The 25,346-nt window shown below is 41.1% G+C and carries 20 protein-coding genes, 1 pseudogene and 2 riboswitches; of the genes and pseudogenes, 12 read left to right on the plus strand and 9 right to left on the minus strand.

Annotated features, from left to right (window positions below; all coding sequences use genetic code 11):
* Positions 1–6: 6 nt before the first annotated feature.
* A complete protein-coding gene (gene gspN, locus NT010_07765) occupies positions 7–942 on the plus strand; it encodes a type II secretion system protein GspN (GenBank protein MCX5805949.1) in 936 nt (311 codons plus the stop codon).
* A 96-nt stretch (positions 943–1,038) separates the two neighbouring features.
* Here the strand turns inward: gspN and NT010_07770 are convergent.
* Positions 1,039–1,320 (minus strand): annotated as a pseudogene (locus NT010_07770) (type II toxin-antitoxin system YafQ family toxin).
* Positions 1,307–1,570 (minus strand): type II toxin-antitoxin system RelB/DinJ family antitoxin, encoded by a 264-nt coding sequence (locus tag NT010_07775; GenBank protein ID MCX5805950.1) that lies wholly within the window; start codon positions 1,568–1,570, stop codon positions 1,307–1,309. Before NT010_07775 ends, NT010_07770 begins: the two are co-directional and overlap by 14 nt.
* A gap of 667 nt (positions 1,571–2,237) precedes the next feature.
* Between NT010_07775 and NT010_07780 the strand changes: the two genes are divergently transcribed.
* Entirely contained in the window at positions 2,238–3,119 is an 882-nt protein-coding gene (locus NT010_07780; GenBank protein MCX5805951.1) for a ParB/RepB/Spo0J family partition protein, read from the plus strand.
* A gap of 114 nt (positions 3,120–3,233) precedes the next feature.
* Here NT010_07780 and NT010_07785 read toward each other — a convergent pair whose 3' ends face one another.
* From NT010_07785 to NT010_07810, 6 genes are all read right to left on the minus strand, one after another.
* Entirely contained in the window at positions 3,234–3,488 is a 255-nt protein-coding gene (locus NT010_07785; protein MCX5805952.1) for a hypothetical protein, read from the minus strand.
* A 390-nt stretch (positions 3,489–3,878) separates the two neighbouring features.
* The gene (locus tag NT010_07790) at positions 3,879–6,821 is read right to left on the minus strand and encodes a DEAD/DEAH box helicase family protein (GenBank protein ID MCX5805953.1); all 2,943 of its coding nucleotides are present in this window, start codon (positions 6,819–6,821) and stop codon (positions 3,879–3,881) included.
* A gap of 1 nt (position 6,822) precedes the next feature.
* Positions 6,823–9,222 (minus strand): site-specific DNA-methyltransferase, encoded by a 2,400-nt coding sequence (locus NT010_07795; protein MCX5805954.1) that lies wholly within the window; start codon positions 9,220–9,222, stop codon positions 6,823–6,825.
* Positions 9,223–9,422: 200 nt separating this feature from the next.
* Complete coding sequence (locus tag NT010_07800) at positions 9,423–10,001, minus strand: thermonuclease family protein (protein ID MCX5805955.1); 579 nt, start codon at positions 9,999–10,001, stop codon at positions 9,423–9,425.
* Between the two features lie 7 nt (positions 10,002–10,008).
* On the minus strand, positions 10,009–10,170 hold the full coding sequence (locus NT010_07805) for a hypothetical protein (protein MCX5805956.1): 162 nt from the start codon (positions 10,168–10,170) through the stop codon (positions 10,009–10,011).
* A gap of 47 nt (positions 10,171–10,217) precedes the next feature.
* Positions 10,218–10,649, minus strand: a complete 432-nt coding sequence (locus NT010_07810; protein ID MCX5805957.1) for a hypothetical protein — start codon at positions 10,647–10,649, stop codon at positions 10,218–10,220.
* Positions 10,650–11,103: 454 nt separating this feature from the next.
* On the opposite strand from NT010_07810, the gene NT010_07815 reads away from it, so the two are divergent.
* The 6 genes from NT010_07815 to NT010_07840 all read left to right on the plus strand — a co-directional run bounded on the left by NT010_07815 (position 11,104) and on the right by NT010_07840 (position 18,559).
* Positions 11,104–12,453, plus strand: a complete 1,350-nt coding sequence (locus tag NT010_07815) for a TolC family protein (protein ID MCX5805958.1) — start codon at positions 11,104–11,106, stop codon at positions 12,451–12,453.
* Positions 12,453–14,579 carry a type I secretion system permease/ATPase gene (locus NT010_07820; GenBank protein ID MCX5805959.1) on the plus strand — a complete coding sequence of 709 codons (2,127 nt, stop codon included), beginning with the start codon at positions 12,453–12,455 and terminating at the stop codon, positions 14,577–14,579. The genes NT010_07815 and NT010_07820 overlap by 1 nt, the downstream gene beginning before the upstream one ends.
* 86 nt (positions 14,580–14,665) lie before the next feature.
* Positions 14,666–15,985, plus strand: coding sequence for an HlyD family type I secretion periplasmic adaptor subunit (locus tag NT010_07825; GenBank protein MCX5805960.1), 1,320 nt, complete (start codon positions 14,666–14,668; stop codon positions 15,983–15,985).
* Between the two features lie 249 nt (positions 15,986–16,234).
* Positions 16,235–16,807: a hypothetical protein gene (locus NT010_07830; protein ID MCX5805961.1), complete on the plus strand. Its 573-nt coding sequence runs from the start codon at positions 16,235–16,237 to the stop codon at positions 16,805–16,807.
* 51 nt (positions 16,808–16,858) lie between these two features.
* Positions 16,859–17,563: a VPLPA-CTERM sorting domain-containing protein gene (locus NT010_07835; protein ID MCX5805962.1), complete on the plus strand. Its 705-nt coding sequence runs from the start codon at positions 16,859–16,861 to the stop codon at positions 17,561–17,563.
* 314 nt (positions 17,564–17,877) lie between these two features.
* Positions 17,878–17,959, plus strand: a riboswitch (cyclic di-GMP riboswitch).
* Between the two features lie 189 nt (positions 17,960–18,148).
* Complete coding sequence (locus tag NT010_07840; GenBank protein ID MCX5805963.1) at positions 18,149–18,559, plus strand: VPLPA-CTERM sorting domain-containing protein; 411 nt, start codon at positions 18,149–18,151, stop codon at positions 18,557–18,559.
* Between the two features lie 539 nt (positions 18,560–19,098).
* On the opposite strand, the gene NT010_07845 is transcribed toward NT010_07840, so the two are convergent.
* On the minus strand, positions 19,099–19,812 hold the full coding sequence (locus NT010_07845) for a hypothetical protein (GenBank protein ID MCX5805964.1): 714 nt from the start codon (positions 19,810–19,812) through the stop codon (positions 19,099–19,101).
* Positions 19,813–20,436: 624 nt separating this feature from the next.
* A riboswitch (cyclic di-GMP riboswitch) is annotated at positions 20,437–20,518 on the plus strand.
* A 33-nt stretch (positions 20,519–20,551) separates the two neighbouring features.
* On the opposite strand from NT010_07845, the gene NT010_07850 reads away from it, so the two are divergent.
* The 4 genes from NT010_07850 to NT010_07865 all read left to right on the plus strand — a co-directional run bounded on the left by NT010_07850 (position 20,552) and on the right by NT010_07865 (position 25,277).
* A complete protein-coding gene (locus NT010_07850; protein MCX5805965.1) occupies positions 20,552–21,169 on the plus strand; it encodes a hypothetical protein in 618 nt (205 codons plus the stop codon).
* A 527-nt stretch (positions 21,170–21,696) separates the two neighbouring features.
* Positions 21,697–22,422, plus strand: a complete 726-nt coding sequence (locus NT010_07855) for a VPLPA-CTERM sorting domain-containing protein (GenBank protein ID MCX5805966.1) — start codon at positions 21,697–21,699, stop codon at positions 22,420–22,422.
* Between the two features lie 707 nt (positions 22,423–23,129).
* Entirely contained in the window at positions 23,130–23,699 is a 570-nt protein-coding gene (locus NT010_07860; GenBank protein MCX5805967.1) for a VPLPA-CTERM sorting domain-containing protein, read from the plus strand.
* Positions 23,700–23,882: 183 nt separating this feature from the next.
* The gene (locus NT010_07865) at positions 23,883–25,277 is read left to right on the plus strand and encodes an ABC transporter substrate-binding protein (GenBank protein MCX5805968.1); all 1,395 of its coding nucleotides are present in this window, start codon (positions 23,883–23,885) and stop codon (positions 25,275–25,277) included.
* Positions 25,278–25,346: the final 69 nt, after the last annotated feature.

A 25,346-nucleotide genomic window follows, 5' to 3' on the forward strand; every position in this document is an offset into this window, starting at 1 on the left:
ATCCTTATGGCATTTGACATTGGACGTATAAAATTAAAAATTAAAGATATTTACAGGAATAAAATATCAGGCCTGAGCATCAAGAAAAATCTTTTTTATGCCGGGGCCGGGGTCTGGTTTTTTGTTTTGCTCATAGTACTTTTGAATTTATTTTTCCCATACCAGAAACTTTTCGGAATTGCCTTTCAGAATTTGTTTGTCGGAAGCAAAATGCTGGTTTCTATTGAGGATGCTAAAATGAAACCAGGCGGTGGAATAGTGTCAAAAGTAGTTTTTGGTCATGAGGCGATGCAGGGAAAACCGCTTTTTGAAGTTGAGAAATTAAGAATCAACTGGAATTTGTTTTTACTTCTAAAAGGTATCCTCAACATAACTTCTGATGCATCGGTATATTCAGGGACAATGAAAGCAAACATTGAAAATATTCCGATTATGGCAAATTCTCTGCCTCTTTTAAAAATGAGCCTTGCCAATGTAAACCTTGCCGCATATCCGGAAAACAGATTGCCCTGGTTCAGGAGTATCAGCGGCACATTAAACGGGTGGATCAAAGAAGAATTGTCTTTCTATGCACCGGAAAAGAAGAAAGGCAATTTTTCTATTAATGTGAAAAACGGGGAGATCAAGGAAATATCGGTAAGAGATTTTCCCCGGCTCACTATTCCGTATGATGAGATCGTCATTGAGGGTGAAATTAATGGGGAGAGAATCAATCTGAACAAGATTGCCATAAATAGTCCGGGCAACAGCATAAAAGGCATCGGTACAATTAATATGAACGACTATGAAAAGAAGGTTGATTTAAAATTGTATTATGAGGCACTGAACAAAAATGCCCCCCTTGCAGGTAAAGGTACGATTACCATTACAGGCAAACAGTGGCCTCCCGAGGTAATCATTACCCCTGAAGTTCCGGTAAAAACATCAGAAAGGGCGCCTTAAAAGCAAACATCAGGAACATCTCCTGTACAGATGGAGTAATTTCAATTTTCATTCAGATTTTATTTTGCATCAAGAAAAGAGTATTTGATGAGAAAATTACAAACCGAGTTGGCTATGCGACCCAAGGCGAACCAAATCAAGATGCTCATCGTCGGGCTTGCGGTAAATCATGATGAGATCGGGCTTGATATGGCAGTCGCGATGATCGGCCTATTCACCAAGAAGCGGGTGATCAACATTGGTAGGAAGCAGGGGCAAGTCAGCGGCAAGTAGATTAACAACTTTCATCAGGGCGGCATCAATGATTTTGCTATGCCTCCCTGATTTTTCCCGCTTATAGTCTCGCTTAAAGCGGACCGTGAACCTAATCTCCCGTATTGAGCTTCTCAAGTAAGTTATTAGGACTTCCCACTGTAACAAGCTCACTGCGTCGGGCGGCTTTCATGGCTTCAATGGTTTCATCATTAGGAACATGGGGTTCGAAAGGTAATGCCTTTTCTTTTGCAATGCGAACGATCATCATGCGGAACGCATCGGAAATAGTGAGTCCGATGGAAGCGAGCACCGCCTCGGCTTCGGCCTTTATGCGCTCGTCAATGCGGGCACGGACAACTGAATTTGTAGCCATATGTTGTTACCTCCTATTGAGCTACATTGTAGCGCAATTAGGGCATAAAGTCAAGCGCGTTTGTCAAACATGTAATTCCAATTCTAAATCAAGGATGTAATGAACTACCCCGCAGTATTTTGCGGGGCAATCAAGGCAGCAAGGGAACACCCCCAAGCGGGTACCCGGACGAAGCCAACGATGATAGCGCCTTGATTTAGGATTGGAATTAGACGAACAATCTCAGCTTTAAATTCCCTGTCGAACTTTCTTCTTCCCTCTGCCATACAAACCTCCTGTTTTATTATAATACCCAGCCCTTGAGGAAAAACTACAAATGCATTTGTCTCTCACAGAGATCACAGAGTTCGCAGGGAAAGGCCGGATAAAAGTTTGTGAATTTTTTTTATTTTTTTGTAAAAATATTCTTGAAAATAATATTTGAAATAGTGTATCTATTAGAATACATGTTTATAAATTAAAGCACATCTTTGTAAACACATCTTTTGTCAAGACATCTTAAGTTAAATCATAAATATCTATTTTAATGGCAATCCTATATTCGGAGGGCATTAAGATCAGTGAATAGTGAATAGCGGATAGTGAACAGTGAATAGCGGTTAAGGCAGTAGATAGGTTATGACTGTTCACTGACGACTATTCACTGAATTTCAAAAAAGGGGGTAACGTGGAAGAACAAATCAGATCAAAGATTGACACAGAACGTGAGTCCTTTAAAGCACTCATGTCTTCTATCAAAGACAAAGGTGTATTAGAACCTATACTTGTAACTCCAAAGGGTGATAATAAGTACCTCCTCATCTTTGGAGAAAGACGCTATCTTGCAGCTCAAAAGCTGGGGTTTGAAACTATCCCGGCAAGAAATGTCAATACAGTCACACAGGATGAAATCCTTGTATTGCAATTAACGGAAAACCTCCAACGTGAAGACGTAAACCCCATAGATCAGGCTAATGGTATATTAGCCTTAATTCAGGCACGACATCCTGATAAGAATTATAATTTGGATAGTGTAATGAAGGAGTTGGTGAATTATGATCTCAAGCCTAACTCTGTATCGAAGGAAATGACAGACACTGTGTCTGTCATTTCTGAAATCTCCGTAAAGTCAACAAGGACGCTGTCTCGCACAATTTCCCTTCTAAAACTGGTTCCCAAAATTCAGGACGTAATTGCCGGTGGAAAACTCCCTGTTTCACAGGGGTATCTCTTTGCCGCTAACCTTGGAAGTCCTGACTTTTTTACCATATTTGATGAAATAATGGAGACCCCTGTAACGAATGTTAAATTAGAGAAAATGCTTACTGCATACAAAAAAGCCAAACCGAAATCAACATCTAAGCCTATGCCTATTAAAAAGAAAGTTGCTGTCTTAAAAAATGCAAAATCATACTTTGAAAAAAAGACCGGGATGTATACGAAATCAGATATTCAGACATTTCTTGATGAACTGAGGGTTTTAGTCTCTTTCATGGAAAAGCATGTTGAAACAGCCCCGGAGATTGTATCGGTGAAACAAACAGATAAAAAGCCTGTTCCGCAAGTGTGAGGATTAATGCGGGCACGTTGATTTGCAGGGTTTTATTTTATTGATGAAACTCCGCGCGAAATGGCCGTGCTTCCAGCCGTTCCGGTTTCATCCCATGCCGGCAGCCTTGTTGAGCTATTTCGTAGCATTGCGCCGCTGCTCAAGCGCCGCCTCACTCATTGTGTAACGTCGTCTCACCCGGAGATTTTCGGGAATACCAACTTCATCGCTTGCAGTGTTATTTTCATCTGTAACCATCGGCTCCGCTCCGCCGTTAAGGCATTTTTCAAGCTTTGCCGTGTATGCATCATATTTTGATTGCAGTTGGGCGTTTAAAACCTTTCTGTTGAGAAGAAGGTCGAGCAGGGAAAGGTTACTGGAGCCTTTCATCTTGTTCCAGAGCTTTATTGATTATTTCAGAGGTATATTTCGACTCTGCCATGACATACCGTTATCACAAATATGTGAAATGGTCTGGCAGATGATTGCATTATTTTTATAAATACATAAGTGTAGTTATGACTACTAAACAAATGTATAGTAGTCATGCCGGAATCTGACAGATACAGAGCGCAAAATCGGCACAAAAAAGGCAACCCCCGATAAAAGGGATCGCCTGAAATAACCAGAATGAATTACATCTACCTGCACGTAGTAACTGCACATATAACAAACAATTTATTTAAAATAAACTTTATGGATTACTGGTAGAAACATAATATTACATTCGCTTATATAAGATAAGAGAAATAGTGGAGGGGGCTATATTTACCATTATCCTTATATATTAATTTTACTATCGATATCTATGAAATTATCAAACCAATATTTTTTGTAATTATCTAATACTCCAGCTATACCTTTTTTTGGCTTCAGCAGTAATTTTGTTTTGATATTAAATCCGTTGAAAAGATAACATTTACTCTCTTTTCCTTCTTTTGTTTCAAATACTTTTGAGTAGCCATCAATTTTTCTGTATCCGTCAGTGTGTTCCGTTCCTTTTGGGTCGGCAAACAAAATCATATAATCATTTCCTTTTTGCATCCAAAAAATAAAATCAGGTTTAAACTTCGCGATAACATTTTCCTTCGGGTTGTAATATGGAATATAGACTTCGTCTAATGTTTGATCGAGTTTTGAAAACATCCACCAATCAAATTGCTTGAATATATTATCTTCTTTTTGTATATAATCTTCAAGTTGCTCAATAAACTTAACCTCACTATCAACATCGATAATATGGTTTAAATAATGGAATTTCTCATCGTCGGATACAATCAAAGGAATATAGTAATGATTTTGAATATACTTAATTTTTAATTTATTTAATTTAACTTCTGAAACAAAATTACGTTCAAGACATATGAGCGCTTGTTTATATTTTTCTCGATTACCTGTTTTTTCAAATTCAGCATCTATTTTATTTTCTTCATTTTCCTTTTGTTCATAATTTCTCACTCGTTTTATGTTGTCAAGGATTTCGTTGTATTTTTCCCCATTGCTTAATTTAATTCTTTTGAAATGTATAATTTCCTTGTCAAGCTTCTTAAATTTATCTAATTCTTTATCTCTTACACTAAAATGATCTAATATGCTATCTACCAATAAATCTGGCTCAGAAATTGATCTTTGTTCTGCAAAGTCAAAATATTTTTCAAAAGCCGAGAAGCCTTCGCTAGTTTTTTTGAGAACCTTTACATCACACTCATATTTTACTAAAGCAACTTTTTCACCAAGATAATTAAACATTGCCCTAGCCAAATAAAAATCTTCTTTATTAATTGCATATTTTTGTGGTTCTTTTTCCTCCGCAAATATCTTTTCTGATTCTTTATAAACAGGGACAAGAAGCAGTCTCTTCTTCGCTTCCTTATTAACGATAAATTCTTGACCCAAGTCTTTTTCTTGTTTCTCTTCTTTCAACGCTTTGATAATTTCTCTTAAATTTTCAGAATTTGTCCCAAAAATAAACAAACTCTCAAGCGGTAAAACATGTTGCTTTATTTTGTTAAATAGTTCTACCTTTATTTCTTTTGCGTTAAATAAATTCAAAATTCTTTTTCGCTTGTTTTTTTGAGGTTCTATTCTTACACCTCGGCCAACAGACTGCAGAATGAACTTTATCGCATCACTTCCTACACCAATATTTACAAACAAAATTATGTTCGGGCGGTTAGAATCCCAGCCTTCATAAAACGAGCGGGAGCCCATCAAAATAGTTATTTCTGAATCATCATGACTGATCTTCTTAAAAATGCTTTCATTATCAAAGCTTTCATTAATTTCATATCCTTCAAGCCTTTCTTTAAGCCAACCGGAAATATCGCCAATCTTTATTAAACCGAAGGGTTTCTCAGAAGTCTGGAGTTTAAAAACTATTTCGTTTTTATTACCAGGAATTTTTAGGACCTCAATATTACCAGATGATTCAGCATTAAATATTTGATTTAGAATATCTTTATATTCTATTTTATCGAACAATTCTTTATCAAATACTACGTTTGTATTTTCAAATTCATATTGCGGATTGTTTTCAATCTCAACAATAAGTTCTGTTTTTGCCTTCTGAAACAAATTATTCCGAATCTCATTTTTTCCGATCTTTTCCAATTCAGAAAAAAATAATTTCAAATCTGCCTGTTCTGCATCTACTGAATTGACAAGAGTCAAAAGAAGAGGGCGATGATATAGATCTTTGTTTATTTGTCTGACCATTTCAAAATGCTTATTTATATAAGTGAGAAGCAGAAGTGTTTTTAAAATAATTTTTTGCTTTTCAATTTTGGAAAAATCATTTTTTTCACGAAATGCTGTTACTTCAGAGCTGGACACATAAATATGCTTCCCATACCCTTCTTCAATAAACTTCGAAAGATTAAAGTTAAAAACACATGTAGCATAATCGCGAGGATCGGTAAAAGTAGCAGAAAAGTTAAAAAGAAAACCGTTTCTTGAGAGAATTGAGTAAAGAACCTGCCGTTTGCTGTCTTCTTTATCGCCCTTATGCGCTTCATCCAATAGGATATACCATTTACCGCTATCGTCATAATTTTTGAAATTGACAATTTTTTCTTTATGTTCATCGGAAATTAAATCGGAACGGTAGAAAAATACCGTTATTTCGTTTTTGACAAATGGCAAAACATTTTCACGCTTGTAACTTTCGTAATCTTTCAAGCTTTTAAGATTTATTTTAGTTTCAAAATTAAAACTATTAAATTCCTCTACATGATTCTGAAATTGCTCCAAAAGATCATCTCTGTGCGCTAAAAACAAAATATCGTTTTTGGGAATTTCTTTTCTATGTATCAACTGGCCAAGTAGGTAAATAAGTTTTATTATAATAAGTGTTTTTCCTGACCCGGTTGCCATCCAAAAGCTCATTCGGTTTATAAAATGCTTGAAGGCTATTTTTCCTGCCACAACAGGGTAATCTTTATCAAATTCCAAAAGATGTCTGGTCGATTTTCTTTCCCGCGTTAGATCATAATCAAAATTTCCGCTGAAACCATTTGATTGATACTGATTAAAAAACAGCTTTTTCTCTCCATTGTTCTCTTTATAAAAAAACCAAAGAGCTTTTATGGCATTTTGTACCCCTTGCTTTTGAAAATCAAATAAAGTCTTGTAAGATGAAAACCTTCCGAAGTCAAGATTCTGCCATTCTATGGGCAGATTATCTAATGGGAAATCATCTACTATTGATTGTAAATAGGTCTTCATATTACCACCAGATTAAAGACTTAATGAGTTTGTAGTCCAATATGTTTATATTTATATTGCTTCCATCAGTAAATTCAACCTTATCGTTTTTTATTGCTTTAATCCATTTTCCAGTTAAATTTGATAGAGTTTCGGCAATATCAATATCTGTATACAATTTGCTCAAATCTATGTTTACGTTATTTTTCTCGTAATCAATATCCAGGGCTGAAAGCATTTTCTCGTCTTTCATAAATACATAATCCTGATATGCGTTCTCACTTGCTTTGCTGAATAAATCCCCATCTCTATATTTGCAATTCGCTAAAGCTTCTTCATATTGTTCTAGTGAGTAGTATTTGAAGATGCCACTTCCGATATATTTATTATCTCTTGAAACGCTCGTTTCAAAACCAGATAATGTTTTTTTCAATCTAGGCAGTATCTTTTCGTCGAATTGTTTACCCATTTCAATACATATCCATTTCTTCCCTAATATTTGTGAGACGTTAGCCGACGTGCCACTTCCACCATAATAATCCAATACAATATCTCGACTCTCGGTGTGGGTAGATGCTTTAATTATACGTTCAAGTAGCTTCTCGGGTTTCTGAGTGTCAAAATCTAGGCGCTCACTTGAAGTTGGTTGTTGTTGAAAAGACATAATATCAGACCAAACACTTGAAAATGACTTATTAAGATCAACAACAGATGTCAGTTCATTCCACACTTCCATAAAAGGCCTTTCCACGTTAACAACATCTTTTAATAATGACCAAACATCACCATAAGGCTTTCCTTTGGCCTCAACCACATTTTTGTATATTCTTCTTCCGTGTGCAACCTGGTATTTCAATCCTTTTTCATCTATCTTATTAAAACTTTCTAAGTATTTTAAAGATTGTGGTTGAATAAGCTTTTCAAAATAGTATTTTTCAGTTTTTGTATAAAAGTAAATAGATTGATGACCAAGAATCCAGTTCTTATCTGCTCCTTTCACTTTGTAACCCGATAACACTTGAATATCCCATATAATTTCTCTTTTGAAATTGTCATCACCAAATACATAGTCCATTAAGGTTCTTCCAATATAATTTGCATTTTCATCAAGATGTAAATAAATTGAACCATTTTGATGCAAAATATTATGTGCCAATACGAGGCGGTTTTCCATTAATGTTAACCAAGTACTATCCTGAAAATTATCAATATAATCGAAGTCATCACCCGTATTAAACGGTGGGTCAATATAGATTGTCTGCACCCTTTCTTTAAATTTAGGAAGGATTGTATGCAGGGCTTGATAATTTTCGCTTTTTATCAACCAACCATCTAATTGATTATCTAAATCTTCAAATAAAGCTATTATTTCAAGCTCTAAGTCTTTGAAATATTTTGTGTCTATTGGCAAATATTTGTATTTTTTGTTTTCAGAAATGCTTTTGATATTGAATTCACTATCTACTATTCCAATTTCCTTCCATTCATTGATTTGATCAGCAATACCCTTATGCTCCAGAATTTTGTCAACCAATGATTTGTCCCCTATTCTGTCCAGTGTTATCACATAATTGCTTTTTCTCACGAATTTTGGTTTGTTCCAAATTTTCACCAATTCGTCTTCAAATTGGGAGACAAAATCAATAATCTTAAAGGCAATGTTTTTCAAAATTTGCAACTGATTAACTCTGTCACCGTACCATTCTTTTGCTCCATCCCAGAAATATTGATAGCTCCAAAGTTTAAATTGTTCCTGTAAAAATGCTTTTACATTTTTGTTGATAAAAAAATCCACTTCACTTTGCTTTTCAAAAACACGGAATGCTTTTTCCAATAATTCTTCGTTAATCGTAATATTCTTCTTTTTTAAGCTTTTTAACATCTCATCTGTTTTTGTTTTTGAGCCTCTTTCAGAGTATTTGACAATAAGCACCATAGTTTCATCTTCACGCACTTGTTTTATTTGATAAATAAGTGATCGCTTTTCGTTGGCTCTTTTATTTTCAATTTGGCTAGCGTCAAAATAGAATTTCAAACCATCAAATTCAATAGGCATACTTTTAAATATGCGGTCGGTTTTGACATAATAAAGCATTTGTGTTTTCCAAAAAAGGATCACATCTTTCTTATCGGTGTAGACCTTTTCATAAGTATTGCTATGAAACGGTGTTGAATTGAAGTAAATTGAACCACTTTCGGTAAAATATCGGCTAAAAAAAGAGTACAACTTGTCAAAAAGTTCTTCCCTGAAGCTCGGATATTTTTCCACAGCTTTATCTATATCTTCTTTAAGAAGTTTTTCTATTTGTGAATAATAACCAGCTTTAATCTGCATCATGTTGATAAATCCGCCCTCACCCTCGATCTTGGCACCAATAAAAACATCTTGAACTGCCTTATAAAATTTCTCTTCTTTAGTCATATTAACCACCGTTTATAAATTAAATAGTTTTTTGTATTATAAAGCTTTTTCTTTTTATTTCCATATTAAAAGCCCTTTTCAATAAAAAATGCTTAATCGTAGTCGATCTAATTTAGATTCTACAAGTTGACTATTATCGCTTGTATATATTTGATTGCAGATAAAAACACGTACTGTTTAATTCAACTTCTCTCCTCTGTCTACTTCCACAGACCCCTGGAATTTTCGCGGGCGGATCTGTAGGCGGCAATGAATAGGTCCTGATATTTAACGTTCGGGGGGATGGTCATGACATTCGCATAACCGGCTTTTACAATTTCTTCATTTAACATCCTGCCGTCTGAAAGGTAAAAATAACAGAGGAGGCGACCGTATTTATCCCGCTTCTGTACATCAAATTCTATGGTGCCGGTATCACCGGGGTGTACGAGAGAGCGGGTAAAATTAGCGGCTTCTTTGCCTGTGGCAATGATTGTTTTTATGTCCTGTCCGGTGCGTTCGGCATCTCTGCGGGTTTTCTTGTTGTTCCTGCTTTCGGGTGTATCAATGCCTATGAGTCGTATTGACTCTTTGTCTCCACGGTAGGTTACGACAATGGTATCGCCGTCGACAATTCGTGTAACGGTGACAGATTCAAGGTTTTCAGGGGGTTTTCTGATTTTCCCGTGTACGGGTTCTGTATCCTGCGGGGATGAAAAGCAAGAAGCGACAAAGAACATGGCAATGAAGACAATACAAATTGAACGGAGGCTGGCAGGGATTGTATTTTTGATTTTCATAGATGAATTAATTATTTTCTCCGTCTAACCTTATAGCTTCCGTTATATCCTGTCTCGACATTTCCCGTTTAGCAACAAGTTCATCATCTGCATTATAAAATAATACATATGTCTTGCCATCCTCTTCAATAAATTCCATGGAATAGTATGGGCTGTCATCAACTTTCATTGTTAGAAATCTCAATTTTTTTCAATTTCAAAAACAAGATATAAAATTTAGTAGGGTTTTCCCGGGGGTCCAGATTTAGGATAATCCCAGCCAAAACCCCACCGGAATGATGTAGGCAGCCACCATACCCCTCCCACCCTGACGCCATAGTACATCAGAGCACCAGTCTTCGGATAGCCTTTATCTGCAACGCATTTTCTCAACGCTCTATCGGCATCCTTCCTTTCCTCACTTGTACCACCCATCCAGTACGCCAGATCATGCATCACACAACACTCAACCCAATCGCTGTCCGGGAAGCAGGAACAACCATCAGATTTGAAATCATGAGGAGGTTTCGGGTCCTGTATCTTGCCTTTGGCATAGATTTCAACGGAAAGCCTGTTTATTTCATTAGGTTTGGTTGTACAGCCGATAAGCAAAACCAACATACAAATAATAAAAAGAAAGAATTTATTTATATTATAAATATTATTCATATTTCTCTTAGCTCCGAATCATTCACTTTAGTAGTTTCGCAATTCACAAAAAAGAATGGCCCCATAAATCTTACGTTCAAATTAGATCGTACACTTAATTTTCATGCTATTTTAATGAGCTGTCAAGATGTTTCGTTCTATTTGTGGACATTTTTTCTATTAGGACAACCATGGGTGCTTAGTATGTGTTTTGCTTCTTTCCAAGGCCGAAGTGATTTTTGATGGATAACGCGAAGATGAGGGGATGCCGCCCGGAGGTGTACCCCTGCGGTACATTGAGGACCGAACAGCCCCGAAATCGACAAAGTTAGGCGCAAAAAGCACCCGGCGTCACAACGTTAAGCTGCAACTAAATCCAGCAAATAACAGCCTTCACCACCAACAACAGCATACCATTAACTTCAGTGGATGATGTGAGAAGGAACCAAGATCTGATGAATATTGTGGTGAATGCATGGCACAGTTAACGGACCGTGGGATGTTCCACGGTTTTTATCGTGCCCTGTGGTTGCTTAATTTATTGACAGCAATTACTCTGTCGCCTTTTCACATATTCGCCGCACAAACACTGGACCTTGAGGGGGTGACAGAGCGCGCGCTTAAAAATGCACATGAAGTAAAACTCTCAGGCATTGACATTGATATCAGTCAGGCTATGAAAAAAAGGGCGTACTCCCTCTACTACCCCACTTTGAGCGCACGCTGGAACTCCGAATATGCAAAAGACCTTTCAGGCGGCACACCTCAGGTTACTGTAGTGGGCGACACCATTATCGGCGATAATACAAAGTACCAGAGCTCGCTGTCCCTTGCCGCTTCCTATACTCTGTTCGATTTCGGCTCCACAGGCAGGAAGGTGCTCATTGCGAAAAAAGATGTGGATGCAAAGAGGACGGTCTTCATTCAGCAGGTGAGAGACATAAAGATCAGGGTATTGAACCTCTACACGGATTTGCTTATCGTCTCCAAAGAACTTGAGGCAAAAATGGAACTCCTGTCCCTTTACAAAGAACTTTCTCTGACAAAAGAGAGGCTTTACTCAGCCGGCACAATCTCGAAGATTGAGGTTGTTGATGAGGCATTGAAGGCAGTGAAAACCCTTGACGCCATCGACAATCTGAAACTCAGGTTAAAGGCGCTTCTGCAGGATTTATCCTTTTATACGGGAGACAGCTACGATGCGGACAGCCTCAGGATTCAGGAATTTCAAGGGCATAACGAGGATTATGCAAACGATTTTAATGCGGAAAAATCCCCTGAGTTTAAAATTTACGGCCTCGAAATAGAGAAGAAAAAGGCTGAACTCGATATCCTGAAAAGAGAACAGCTTCCCCAGTTCGGGCTTTATTCCCGATACGTCTGGTATGGACAGGACCGCGACAACTATGACACCTCTGTAAAAGACTTAAGAGAGAGGAACTATTACGTAGGCATATCGGCAACCATGCCGATCTTCGAAGGCTTTAAGAGAAGTGCAGACATGGAAAAAACAGCACTGGAAATCGACAGACTTAAGATTGAGAAACAAAAGAAGCTTGCCGAACTGGCGAACAGGCATGCAAAACTGGATGAAACAAGAAGAATGTATATGAAAGGTATAGAAACCCAGAAAGATATGCTGTCGAAGGTAGAGGAGAAACTGTTTATGACCGGGCGGCTTACAGAGCAGAAGGTTATTGATTGGATCGATCTTCTCAACCAGAGGATTGAGCTGGTAAACCAGAGATTTGAGCTGGTAAAAGCAATCAGTACAAAGGTTTCTACGATCAAGGAACTGCAAATACTTTCGGAAGAGATAAACTGATGCAGACCGCCCTCATTTGCCTTGAGCTTATTGCCCGGATAAATCAGATAAGTGTGGACTTACGGACAATAACAAGAGAATACGGTATTACTGACAAGGAGCTGACAAAAGAGCAACTGCTTCTCATTGCAAAAAACCTGGGTTTCAGGGCGCGCATAAAGAGGATGCCCGTTGATGAACTGCTGCAGAAATATCCGTCCCCTGCCATGGTAATATTAAAGGATAACACCTTCGGCGTTCTACTGAAGGCAAATGCGGAAAGCAACAAGACTCTTGTATTTCTCCCTGAAGAGATGGCGGCAAAACCCTTTGGGCCAGAGGATTTGCAAAGCATATCGAGCGGAGAATATATTGTTTTTAAACATAAAATGATTTCTTCACAGGCAGCCTTCGGTTTCCGCTGGTTCTACAATGAGATACTCCATTATAAAAACGTCATCGGCGAGGTTCTTACCGGCTCTTTTGTAATCCAGCTTTTCGGCCTTGTAACGCCGCTTTTTACCCAGGTAATCCTCGATAAGGTTATTGTCCACCGGAGCATGACCACTCTTGATGTTCTTGCCGTTGCTTTTATTGCCGTGACGATTTTCGAATTTCTACTGAATGCTTCGAGGAACTATATTTTTATCCACACTGCCAATAAGATAGACGCAAAACTGGGCGCTAAATTGTTCAAGCATCTTTTCTCCCTTCCCTTCGTCTATTTTGAGTCCAGGAAAGTAGGCAACATCGTTGCACGGATGCGGGAACTTGATAATATAAGGGAGTTCATTACGAATAAATCAGTATCGGTTATTGTTGACCTGTGTTTTTCCCTCGTTTTTGTGGCAGTGATGTTTCTGTACAGCGTTAAGCTGACCCTGATATTTTCCGCTTTTATAATTCTTACGGCAATGCTCTACCTTACTGTAACGCCGGAACTGCGGAGAAGGCTGGAGTACAAGTTTCAGATGGCGGCGCAGTCCAATTCTTATCTCGTCGAATCTATTACAGGCATTCAGACGGTAAAATCCCTTGCACTCGAAGGCTCCATGCAGAGAAAATGGGAAGAAAACCTCGGAAAATATGTCCATTCAAGTTTCAAACTCTCCAATATGGGAAATATTGCCGGGGCCGTATCCGGCACTTTCCAGAGGATTATGACGATTACTGTGCTCTATCTCGGTGTAAAGCTTGTAATAGACAACCGGCTCACCATCGGCCAGTTGATCGCCTTTCAGATGTTTGCCGGACAGTTTACCGGTCCCTTTCTCAGGCTCGTGAACCTCTGGAACGAATTCCAGCAGGCGCTCCTTTCTGTTGACAGGATCGGCGACATACTCAATAACGCTGTCGAAGTCACATCCGGCAAAGACATTACATTGCCAAGGCTCAACGGCGCTGTCAGGTTTGAAAATGTCTGCTTCAGATATGTACCTGATTCCCCTTATGTGCTCGACAAAATCAGCTTCGACATAAAACCTGGCATGAGCGTGGGCATCGTGGGGCGAAGCGGGAGCGGAAAGAGCACAATTGCCAAACTGATCGAGAGGCTCTACCTCATAAGCGAAGGCGCAGTCTATATCGACGATATTGATATAAAGCATTTAAATCCAGTGTGGCTGCGGTACAACACAGGTGTTGTCCTCCAGGATGATTATCTTTTCAGCGGTACAATCAGGGAGAATATTTCCATCTCGAGGCCTGACGCACCAATGGAACAGATAATCGAGGCTGCCGTTATTGCCGGCGCTCACCAGTTCATTGCAAAGCTGCCGCAGGGTTACGATACAATTGTGGGGGAACGCGGCTCAACCCTGTCCGGCGGCCAGAAGCAGAGGATAGCTATCGCAAGGGCGCTGATAACCAATCCCCGGATACTCATCTTCGACGAGGCAACATCATCCCTTGATTATGAATCCGAAAAAATCATCCAGCAGAATATCGCAAAAATCAAGGCAGGAAGGACCATGTTTATGGTGGCGCACCGGCTGTCTACAGTTAAAGACTGCGACATTATCATTGCCCTTGACAACGGAAAGATCGTTGAAATAGACAATCATGACAAACTGATGGCAAAAAACGGCTACTACCGGCACCTGTACATGCAGCAGGATAGTAATGCAATTTTGAATGTTGAATGTTGAATGTTGAATAAATAGGGAAAGTAATTTTTAATTGTGAATGTTGAATTGCGGATTGGAATCATAGCGTGAAAGACCGGAGGCATATATTGTTTAAAAGGATATTCAGGCATGATGATGCTCATGAATTTAAACCTGTTATGGCGGAGATCGAGGAAAAACCTGCCAATCCGCTGGGAAGGATAATTTTCTGGATTATCATCGCATCTTTTGTTTTCTTCGGCCTTTGGACATGCATTGGCAGGGTTGATATTGTCGTCACTGCAAGGGGGTCTGTGATACCTGAAGGGGATATAAAAATTATTCAACCCCTCGATACAGGCGTCGTAAGCAGCATCCTTTGCAGGGAGGGGGATTTTGTAAAAAAGGGACAGGCGCTTATGGAGATCGACCCTTCCATGACAGCGCCTGAAGTGGAATCAAAGAAAAAGAACCTCCAGTTCCTTGAGCTTGAAAAACTCCGGATGTATTCTGCTCCGGGGAATAAGGGATTTAATCCTGATGCGAAAATTCACGATAAGGAGACAATAAAAATCCAGAAGGAACTTTATGCATCATCAATAGCAAGCGTCGAAAAACAACTTGACGGAAAAAAGGCGGAACTGAATCGCATTGAAGAGGAGATTGAATCAACACAGAAGGACAAGTCATACAACAGCGCCATGCTTGCTGCGGCTTCAGAGAAAGAAAAGAGGCTGAGGGCAGTTATCGATATCATTGCAAGGAATGAATATGAAAAAGCAGCAAATGATATACTTACATATTCAAACAACATTGAGCAATCCAGGCACAAAATTGAGCAATTAAACCACCAGAAGGCGCAGATTGCCAGCGAGACAGCCCTTATCAATGAGAATTTTAAAGCAGCATCCCTGAAGGAATTTTCCGATAAACACAGGCAGACAACGGAGATCAAAGCTGAAATAGATAAGACAGCCTTCAGGAACGAGAAGCAGAGAATACTCTCCCCTGTGGAAGGCCATGTTTCAAATCTTTATTTCCACACAATCGGCGGCGTGGTAACGCCTGCACAGAAGCTGATGGCAATAGTTCCGGTAGATGCGCCGCTTATTATCAAGGCGCTGGTTCTTAATAAAGACATAGGCTTCGTAAAAAACAACATGCCTGTCCTGATAAAGATCGACACCTTTGACTTTCAGAAATACGGCACGCTGAAAGGGGTCATAAGAAATATTGCAAAACACAGTATTGATGATGAAAAGCTTGGACCTGTTTATGAAGTCTTTATCAACTTTCTTGAATCACGGCTCATGGTTGAAGGACAGATGGTGCCTGTTACGTCAGGAATGAGTTTAACGGGCGAGATCAGGGTCGGGGAAAGGAGGATCATCGAATTCTTCATCTACCCCCTTATAAAATATCTCGACGAGGGGATTAAGGTTAGGTAAGGGGCATTATCCTTCTATTGACCTGATTCCGGTCGTTGTCATGGATTTTAAGGATCGTCAAAAATGTATATTAAAAGAAAGCTTGTTTCCTGTTCCATATTACAATAAATTTCAGTACTTATCCTACATACATTGTCTAACTTATCCTACATACAATAAAAAAAATTTGTTATACGATGTCAAATAATTATGATAAAGTCAACCCATCCGTGAGGGTGGGTACTAAGTAAAAATAAGGAGGATTTTATTATGCGTATTAGAAATACCATGATCATAGCCCTTGCATTCTTTGCCCTTTCTCTGGTATTCATTGCTCCGGCGTCGGCAGCCTATATCACTGTTGATGATAGTAACCCCTTCACTGTGACCATCACTGCCGGCCAGTTCGAAGGCGGGTTTTACGTTGACGGCCAGCTTCTTACCAGCGGTTATGACAGCGGATCAGTTACCCTCCTGGACGGTATGCACTCTTTTTACGGCGCCTGGGTTACTGTGGGCGCACCAGACGGCGGTGCACAAGTATTGTTTGCCCATACAGGCAATCCCACCCGCGTGACGAGCGGACTCGGGATCTATTGGGTGAATAATGATGGTATTTATTCAACATTTAATGGAGGTTTCGCAGGCTATGCCGGTCCAGCAGGTTATTTCGATACCCAACTGCCGACCGTATCACAGGACGGGCACACGGAGTATTCCTCAGCCCCCTATATGGGAATTACTTTCATTTCCGAAAACCCTGTGCCTATACCTTCAGGTATTCTGCTCTTAGCGCCTGGCTTTCTTGGTTTGGTCGCTTTGAGGAAGCGCTTTAGAAGGTAATACTGGAAACATAGAAAAGTATATAACACGAATCAAAGGAGGGTGGTAATTATGAGAAATAGACCGGGAACAACTTTTGTATGTATAGCCGCCGCGTTAACCATCTGCCTGGCGTTAACCGGTACAGCATCCGCCGAGCTGCTCTGGAATCAGCCCCAGGGCGGATGGGGGGCATATATTGATAATACTAATTGGAATGCATGGATCGCCGATGATTTTAAACTCGTCACTGCAGCCAAAATTAACCAGGCAGGCTGGGCAGGCGGGGCAGGCGGGGCAAATGACCCAATTTCGCCCAGTGGCTTTTATGTCCGTTTCTATGACAACTATTACGATGATGCGCTGGGTCACAACCGCCCTGCAGACTCTCCTGCTTACCAGGTATATATCCCTATCGGAAGCATTGCCTCCAGCCAAATAGGCGAGTCTGGTTACTTCAACTATTCAGCAAACCTCCCTGTTTCTTTTGCTGCTGCCGCAAACACCCATTATTGGTTCAGTGTCCAGGCGGATACCATTAGGATCGATCAGCCGTGGTGGGGATGGCTTCCGGCGGATACGCAGAATATAGGCCCTGGCGAACTCAATTTTGACTCGTACGTCCACTATCCTGTTAACCAGCCTCCGTTTTCGGGTTATGATTATGATTTCACTTACAGCCTGAGCGGTTCCGCCGTTCCGCTGCCTGGCGCAGTCTGGTTTTTAGCCCCTGGGTTCCTGGGCCTGGCAGGCTGGAGACGGTTCAAGAAAAGTTAAGGATAGCAGCAACTGAAAATGCAAAGGCAGAGTCGTCACGAAACGACCCTGCCTTTTTTTGAGAAAAGGTGAATTTTACTTCAAAGAGTTCTATGGTCAGCCCTCATAAAGGTTAAGGAGGTTTGGGCAACAGGCCGTTACACTTTGGAAGCAAGTATTTACATGGGTTCTGAAAATCTTCAAAAGTAAAGATGTAAAATATGTGTCGTATCCTGATACCATACTATTACAATAATTGTCGTAATTAACCTACAAACATTGTCGTATATATCCTACATACAATAAAAATAATTTGTTATACGATGTTATATTAGTTCTGATAAAGCCAAACCATCCGTGAGGATGGGACGGAAAACCAAAGAGTCTCCCTGTAAGAGAGAAAGCCGGGTTGCCGAAGGATTAATTCTAAAGTGAAAAGGAGATAGACACAAGATGAAAAAAACATTTTATGCAATAACTTTCGCACTTATGTTTCTCTTGGTTGTCGGGATGTCTATTCCCACCCAGAGCTTTGCAACAACCGTCACTATCGATATAGAAGCTTACATCGACGGACGGGATCGAGTGTCTATTCAGGGGAATACGTTGACTTGGCAACACTTTGAGAACGATTGGCCCGGCACAAATAATGGCCACAACGATCCCGTTACGGTCATTACTAGCGTTGACGGTATTGTAGCAGAGCGTTACAGCTGGTGGCATAGGCCTAATTCTAATATACCTCTTACCATCACGCCCGGTGTGCCTTCCACAGACAATTTCACTTTGACGCCTCTCCAGGCACGCTCCAGCCTTTGGACTGTTCAGAGTCCAAACATGGCTAACAACTACACGACAGTGATCGAATTCGATGACAACGGGCCTCCGGGAGCAGAATGGTATGAGGCGAAACTGGACTACACGTCCAACACTCCCGTACCCATCCCGCCCGCATTCCTGCTCCTCGGCCCAGGTTTGGTAGGGATTGCAGCAATAAGGAGAAGATTAAACAAGTAACCAATCCCATAGCAAAGTAAATGATGAGGCAGAGCCGGAAAAGGCTCTGCCTTTTTTATTCGTCTCGACCATTTCCGCTTGAAGCCTTGAAAAGAACTGATTGTATCAGAGTTGACAAGTGCAGGAGGAGTATTTCGTCCAGGGCAAATATGCTCATTATGCTCTTGCAGCAACATTTGCCCGTGTTCGGCTTTATGAACTTTTGCTTATGCAGCGGTTAAATCGCGAAGGCTGCATAAATAACATGTGACGCTCAGTCGGTCACACTCCTTCGCTCCTTTCTTCTTTGGTTCTTTTCTCTGTAACTTATCAACTATGACCTCAACATTGACTGCTCTCTTTAACGTATAAACTATTGATGATTATATATCATTCAGAAAGATTCAATCTAAATGTAAAAAGATTTGGATATATTTGCTACACCAAATTTTGCATAGAGGGTAACTCCAGAATTAAACGATTATTGTTTGAAATATGTACAAAAAAGGCAGGGCCGCTTCCGGCCCTGCCTCATTATTAATTTTGCAGCAAGTTATACGTTATTTGTTCATATAGTTTTTAAACTTTCTGCGTAGTCCTGCAAGTCCTATTAAACTGGAACCCAGGAGCAAGACGGTTGGAGGTATAGGGACAGGAGCAGCGGAAACATCAAATCTTGCCATAATGTCACCCTGAGGCTGAACCCAGGGATTGTATCCATCAAAGTTCGATCCCGGGACTGTAGCAAATCCGAGGGGAGTGATATCAACTTTGTATCCCTGAAAAATCAAAGAAATTGTCGTGCCATTATAGAAAGTAAGATAGTCGTTATCCCATTTAACTTCAAGAAGACCCGTTTGGCTGAGAGAACCGGAAGCCGCGGCGAAGTAAATGGTGCGAGATGCATTAACATTGAATGACAAGTCTCTCCAAGCTTCCTGGCTGGGGTCGGTCGCAGTCCCTCCATAGGTGTAGTTAATTGTCCAGAGAAGAGTGTTGATCTTTTGAGTGTATGTACCGGGTTCAAGATTGAGGCTACCCGTGTAGGTGACAAGCTCCAGCGTATCACCCGGGTATCCATCGGTACCCCAGGGTGCGTTCGACGGCGGTGTGGTGGGTGCAGGATAAGATGTCGGTCCCCAGCCGCTTACGGTATAACCGATGATATTGTCTGCATGAGCGATCCCGCCCAGGCACACGAGAGTGAGCACTGCTGTCAATACAAAGAATTTACTCATTCGGGACACAGATAAAGCTGATTTGATTTTTCTCATGTTTTTCTCTCCTTAAATCATAAAAATAGAATAAGTACGTATTTCTTTAACTCCATAACGTTCTTTTCTTTCGCAGGTTATAGTATAGAAACTTGGACGCCTTTTTCATTCCTTGAATCTTCCCCGTTTTTGGTTTCCTGCTGGTGGCTCAGCAAACTCAGGATGACATAATTGTAATTACTTGTTATACATTCTATGTGTGATATTTGTCAAGTTTTTTAGGTTTTTATCTCTGCAATAGTATTATGTCACCCTTTACCCTATTTTCGGCTAAAAGCGATTCTGTTTTTGACAAAAAGACGGGGGGTCTTTCCGGCAAAAACCGCGCAGCGTGTCTCTCAGGAAACACCTGACAACATAAATTAATTATTCCAGAGTATTGTAGAAAATTGCAGCAGTGCACCGCAGAGCTATTTAAGATAACTTACACGAAAACAAGCATTATTGTAGCAATTGAGCATTGAGATCTTAGCCACGGATAAATCAAGACTACATAAAAAATATAACTACCGGATACGAGTAATTGTAATAAATGTTTTACACGATTTGTCGTAAATGTCCTACACTAAGTGTCGTAATTATCCTACAGACAAAACATCGTAGATGTTATACAAAGTAGTACGTGATCGATAAAGCCAAACCATCCGCGAGGGTGGGACGGAAAACCAACGGGTCTCAGGTAAGCGAAGATGGCCGGGTTGCCAAAATAGAATAAATAAATCAGTATCAGGAGGTAAAAATGAAGGGAAAATTTTTAGCAATATTGATGGTTGGATTATTTCTTATTGGTATGGCAGCCACAGGAACTTATGCCGCAATTATTGACATTCCGGTAACAGCAGCAGGGGACACGGTCTTTGTTTGGAATAAAAGCTCGCAATATGTTTACACTTGGTGGGAGTCAAACGCAAATCCCAACCAGGTCTCTCATTGGTATTACGATGGTTCAGGTGAGTACAGGGATACCTATCTGAGCTTCAACCTGAGCCCTGTCGTCGGCAAGGCTGCAGAGATCATCTCGGCGACCTTTAACTTCGATATCCTAAGTATCTGGGGTTCCGGTGCTGTCGGCATACTCAATGGGGTTGAAAGTGTATATGGAGAAGGCGGAACGGGTTGGAAGTTTTTTGATGTTACCAGTTCCATACAGGGTATCCTCGCCAATTCCGGGACAACCGCAAACTATTCCTTCATGCACACAGGCCAATCAGGCTTTACCTTCGGCAGCGCTGATGGCGGCGATCCTGCATTCCTCAGGATTACCACAAATACACCTGTGCCTATCCCCGGCGGCTTATGGCTGCTTAGCCCCGGTCTTCTTGGACTTATGGGACTTAAGAGGAAATATTTAGGATAAGTAAATCAGCAACAATAAAAATAGAAAGCAAGATCATACGTGATCAAAGGCAGGGTCAATTCGACCCTGCCTTTTTTGTTGCGCCACCGGGTCAATAACCCGAATCTTGCTCATTATGCTTTTGCGGCATTCACCTGACCCCGGGCATTCCCAATGAACCTCCCCGCAGCAAGCTGCGGGTTATCACTGGAAAGAGGCTCATATCCCCCTCACCCCGCCCTCTCCCCCGGAGGGGCGAGGGCAAGTAGTAACCCTTGCAGCTTGCTGCAGTGAATCATTTGGATTGATTTTAAGAATCGTCAAAAATGTATATTAAAAGACAGCGGGCTTCCTGTTCCGTATTACAATAATTGTCGTATTTAACCTACAAACATTGTCGTAGATGTCCTACATACAATAAAATATATTTGTTGTATTTTGTATTACAATAATGCTCATGCCATGCAGTTGGCAACAGTGGAACGATAAGCCCGGTGGTCTCAAAGCAGACAGTCGGCTTGCCAACAAAACATAAATGGAGGTTATGGATGAAATCAAGATTAATTTTATCAATTGTTCTTATATTTTTTGTTGTGGCTGGTTTTGCCACCGGAGCGGCGGCGTACGATTATACACCGATAACCTTTGACTATAACAGTACCAGTTGGGGAAGAGACAACAGCTATCCTACAGGTTCACCTGTGACATTGGGTGGTGTACCTTTTGACATTCCTGCATACCCAAACAACAATACCTGGGACAGTTATACATGGGATAGTAATACAGGATACAATGGTACCCGGTCTATCACTATTCCGGTAAATGTTGCCAATGTCAAAGAAGTTCACACTTTAATCAACACCTCCTGGGGCTATTATCCCATGCAATATACGACTGTAACCTTTAATTGGTCCGGCAACGGTGTTTACACAAAAATCCTCACCGATGGCGTGGATATCAGGGATTGGTGGAACGGCGGATATGCTAATACCATCTCTGGTGATACGGTGCAGGTTTATTCTGGATACGGCACCCCCTATCCTTATCTTCCTACTCGTGTTGATAAGCAACTGTTTACCTTCACCGATGCTCAGTACAATGGCAGAACGCTTGAATCAATCACAATAACCGACACTGGAGCAGAGGGAACACACCGTGCTTTTCTATATGGAGTCACAGTTGCCTCTTCTGCGGTTCCTATACCCGGCGCCTTGTGGCTCTTCGGCCCCGGCCTTGTCAGCCTTGCAGCAATCAGGAGAAGATTTAGAAAGTAATCATAAATCATAAATTATCGAGGCAGAGTCAGAAAAGGCTCTGCCTTTTTTATTCTTCTGTTTCAACGGGTGCCACTTGTAATCTTTTACACGGTGCAGAAATATGTTTCCTAAGATAATAGCAGCGCGCAGGTAACCGGGTAAATCAGTCAGTGCAAAAGCCGCCAGGATGGGGTACATCGAGGACCGAACGGCACTGAAGTTGACAAAGTCAGGCGCAAAAAGCGCCCGGCCTCTAAAATATCTCGATGAGGGGATTAAAGTAAGGCAAGGGGCATTATCCTTCTATTGATCTTACCTAGGGTATTCTCAATGAACCTCCCCGCAGCAAGCGGACGGGGTATCACTGGAAAGAGGCTCATATCCCCCTCACCCCGCCCTCTCCCCCGGAGGGGCGAGGGAAAGTAGTAACCCTGCAGCAAGCTGCAGGGCAAGTAGTAACCCTGCAGCAAGCTGCAGGGCAAGTAGTAACCCTGCAGCAAGCTGCAGGGAATCATTTGGATTGATTTTAAGGATCGTCAAAAATGTATATTAAAAGACAGCTTGTTTCCTGTTCCATATTACAATAATTATCGTATTTATCCTACATACATTATCGTATATATCCTACATACAATAAAAATAATTTGTTATATGATGTCAAATAACTCTGATAAAACCAACCCATCCGTGAGGGTGTGTACTAAGTAAAATAAGGAGGATTTATTATGCATATTAGAAATGCCATGATAGTAGCCCTTGCATCTTTTGCTCTTTCTCTGTTATTCATTGCCCCGGCGTCGGCAGCCTGGTTTACTATCGATGATAGCAACCCGTTGACAGTAACCATCTCCGCCGGTCAATTCGAAGGCGGGTTTTACGTTGACGGCCAGCTTCTTACCAGCGGTTATGACAGCGGATCGATTACCCTCCCGGACAGCGTACACGATTTTAGCGGCTCCTGGATCACCTACGGCGCACCAGCCGGCAATACAGAAATATTGTTTGCTCGTGCAGGCAATCCCACCATCGTAACGAGCGGACTTATGGCTTCTTGGGAGAATAGTGACGTTATTTTTTCATATTTGGAAGGGGGTTTCGGGTGCTATGTCGGTCCAGGTTATTTTACTACCGGCAACACGACCGTATTGCAGGACGGACACACGGAGTATTCCTCAGCCCCCTATATGGGAATTACTTTCGTTTCTGAAAACCCTGTCCCCATACCTTCAGCATTGCTTCTTTTTGCCCCTGGTCTTGCAGGACTTGCGGCATTAAGGAGAAGATTTAGAAAGTAATCATAAACGATCAATTATTGAGGCAGGGTCAATTTGATCCTGCCTTTTTTTTCTTCTCGATAATTACCGCTTGCAATCTTATAGCGCCGCAGGTTTACCTACGGGAATATTATTTCCGCACAACACAAAATCGTGTTATTTTCAAAAAAAAGAGGTAATATAACATCTTATAAGACATTAATCATGAGAGCAGGCAAGAAAATAGGATCAACATGGATTCAAGTGCTATTCAGGGACGGTTTCATGCGCTTTTTTGCTCACATTCAGCACATATTCAAAGAAACCTTCGGGCTCGGCCGCGCGGCAACTTTTACTGCTGTTATTTTAATCGTTCTGGTTACAATTTTTGCTGCTTTCTGGTTCTATCATTCAACTCCGCCAAAAACTATTATCATCACAAGCGGCCCTGAGGACAGCGCCTTTAACAGGATTGCAGGAAGATATGCCAAGATACTGGCACGGAATGGAATTAAGATGAAGATACTTCCGTCCCATGGCTCCCTGGAAAACCTGAAGAGGCTGAACGATCCTTCTTTCCGTGTCGACATCGGTTTAGTTCAAGCCGGACTTGCAAAGGATCAGAATATCGATAAACTGGTTTCGCTCGGCGGTATATTATATCAACCGCTGATGATTTTCTATCGGGATGGTTTTGACATGGAAACGCTCTCACAATTGAGGGGTAAGCGTTTAGCCACCGGTCCGTTAGGAAGCGGAACCCATGCTCTGGCAATAACATTACTTTCGGCAAATGGGATTGAACCGGGCGGCACAACGACTTTTCTTGAACTGGACTCGGAAGATGCAGCAAAGAGTCTGATCGAAGGCAAAATTGACGCCGCATTTCTTATGGGAGAAGCCGCTTCCGGAAAAATTATGTTTACCCTGCTTGAGACACCGGGAATAAAGCTCTTTAATTTCGTGCAGGCCGAAGGTTATACCCGGCGTTTCAATTATTTGAATAATCTTAAACTTCCCCGGGGATCTATCGACTTGGGGAAAAATATCCCTCTCCAGGATGTCAACCTGATTGGTCCCACAGTAGAGCTTGTTGCACGGGCTGATTTACATCCTGTGCTGTCCGATCTTTTGCTCGGGGCAGCAACTGAGATACACGGACGGGCAGGCATCTTCCAGCGCCAGGGCGAGTTTCCTTCATCCATCGAACGTGAATTCCGGATAAGCGACGATGCAAGTCGGTTCTATAAATCAGGTAAAAGCTTCCTCTACCGGTATCTGCCCTTTTTGCTGGCAAGCCTGGCAAACCGTATACTGGCAGTGTTTGTGCCGATATTCATCATTTTAATCCCGGGACTGCGAATCATCACTGCAGTCTATCAATGGCAGATAAAAATGCGCATTTACAAGTGGTACGGTATGCTGCTGGCGCTTGAACGGGATATTCCGGGCAACAAAACAACCGGAAAGCAGGAAGAATTGCTCAGACGTCTTGACTATATAGAGCAGATGGTCAATAAGATGAAAGTACCGGCATCTTTTGCCGAACAGTTTTATATACTACGCGGCCATATCGGTTTCGTCCGTAAACAGCTTATGGAAGGCACACAATTGAACTGACATTGTCCTGAATGTTGTTTCATAAGCCATAACCTTTTCTCTCCCGCAACTCTATGTGTTCTTCTTTAA

The sequence above is a fragment of the Pseudomonadota bacterium genome (assembly GCA_026388275.1).
In the GTDB taxonomy this organism is placed as follows: domain Bacteria; phylum Desulfobacterota; class Syntrophorhabdia; order Syntrophorhabdales; family Syntrophorhabdaceae; genus JAPLKB01.